The following is a 1,843-nucleotide window of genomic DNA, read 5'->3' on the forward strand; positions in this document are numbered from 1 at the left end:
CGTGCCGGAGGCGTACGTCAAACGCATGATCGTCAACGAGCTGGCGTCGTGGCGCCGTCGCCGCGCCGCCCGCGTGGTGCCGTTGTCGATGGACGTCAGCAGCAGCAGGCCGCCGGTGCACGGCACGGCCAGCAGCAGAGCGGCGCCGGCCGGCCCGAGCACGATCCCCACCGTGAGGTGTGTGGTGGCCAGCCAGGTCCGCGCCGACCAGACCGGGAACAGGCCGCCGATGGACAAGGTCATCTTCTTACCGTAGAGAACGCGGCCGGCGGGCGTAGTGGACGGTCGCCGGGGGGCGGGCGGCGAGGACCTCCGGCAGCTGTCCCGCCTCGCCGCAGGCCGGTCTTCGGTGCGGTCATCGGACGTCCTGTCTGATCTCGGGGAGGGACCGGTGGCGCAGTCGTTTGCCGCTCGCCTCGGCCACCACGGCGACGCCGGCGCCGACCGCGAGCGCCATCGCCATCGCCGGCAGGGGGTGCTGGCCGAACGTGAGGCCGCCGAGGTATCCGCTGAGCGCGCACGCCGTCGCCCAGACCAGCGCCCCGGCGGCGCTCAACCGCCGGAACAGCCGCGGCGGGCATCCGGCCGCGCCGGCGTACACCATCACGGCCGTGCGTACGCCCGGAACGAACCGGGACGGAACGATCACTGAGGCGGGCCGGGTCCGCAGCCCCTGACTGACCCAGGCGTAGGTCCGCTGCCGGCGCGGCCCGCCGCCGGACACCAGCAGCCGCCCGCGCCGGCCGAGCGTGTAGACCAGGTTGTCGCCGAGGTACGCAGCAGCCGCGGCCGCCAGCACGACCGCGGCGACGTGGACGCGGCCGGAGGCGGACAGGACCCCGGCCGCCGTCACCACCGTTCCGCTGGGCAGCACCGGCACGACTGCGTCCAGCGCCACCACCGCGAACACGGCGGGCAGCAGCCACCCGGCGGCGGCCGCGGCATCCAGGATTGCGGCTGTCTCTTGCACACGGTCCAGCCAACCGGATCTTGGTCGCTGGCACATTGGCACGGGATGGCCTCTTCGGGGTGGTGCTAGGTACAGCCCCGCGGTGACACGAGGCGCAGCACATTCAGCCCGTCGGGTCTGATCCGATCCGGTCAGTCGTCCGTACTCCCTGGTGCACCCGCGGTTGACGGCGCTCGATGCGAAGCGCGGTCCCCGCATGCCCTAACCAGGAGGTTCGCGTGGTCGCTGTCGGTTCGACGTCCGCGTGGCGGCGTCTGTGGGTCACGGCGCTCGTCTCCGTCGCGGTGAGCTTGCTCGTGCCCGAGCGGGCCCGGGCGGCGCCGGACGTGCCGGTGCCGCCGGAGAACCTGCTCACCGACCGGGGCCGGGGCGAGATCTCCGAGGCCGACCGCGACTTCGTGATCAAGGTGCGGCTCGCCGGGCTGTGGGAGATCCCGGCGGGCGAGATGGCGCAGAAGAAGTCCGGCAGCGCGCGGGTCAAGCGGATCGGCCGCAACATCGCCGATCAGCACGTCGCACTGGACGAGCTCACCCGTAACGCCGCGAAGAAGCTGGACGTCGAGCTGCCGGACGAGCCGAACAGCGACCAGAAGGGCTGGCTCGCCGAGATGAAGGCGGCCGAGGGCGCCGAGTTCGACAAGGTCTACATCGACCGGCTCCGCGCCGCGCACGGCAAGATCTTCCCGGCGATCGCGACGATCCGCACGAGCACCCGCAACGACACCGTACGCAAGCTGGCGCAGCAGGCGAACCAGTTCGTCATGACGCACCTGACGCTGCTGGAGAGCAGCGGCATCGTCGACTTCGCCGCGCTGCCCACCGCCCCGCCGCCGGCGGCGGCCACCAGCCCCCCGCCGGCGACCGCGCAGGTCC

The 1,843-nt window shown here is 72.8% G+C and carries 3 protein-coding genes; 1 reads left to right on the forward strand and 2 read right to left on the reverse strand.

The window, feature by feature from the left end:
* On the reverse strand, positions 1–243 hold a 243-nt coding region (locus AB0F81_RS51155; RefSeq protein ID WP_360211724.1), incomplete at its 3' end, for a hypothetical protein.
* Between the two features lie 112 nt (positions 244–355).
* Positions 356–970 carry a VTT domain-containing protein gene (locus AB0F81_RS51160; RefSeq protein WP_360211727.1) on the reverse strand — a complete coding sequence of 205 codons (615 nt, stop codon included), beginning with the start codon at positions 968–970 and terminating at the stop codon, positions 356–358.
* A 218-nt stretch (positions 971–1,188) separates the two neighbouring features.
* On the opposite strand from AB0F81_RS51160, the gene AB0F81_RS51165 reads away from it, so the two are divergent.
* On the forward strand, positions 1,189–1,843 hold a 655-nt coding region (locus AB0F81_RS51165; RefSeq protein WP_360211730.1), incomplete at its 3' end, for a DUF4142 domain-containing protein.

The organism is Actinoplanes sp. NPDC024001, assembly GCF_040638955.1.
Taxonomy (GTDB): Bacteria; Actinomycetota; Actinomycetes; order Mycobacteriales; family Micromonosporaceae; genus Actinoplanes.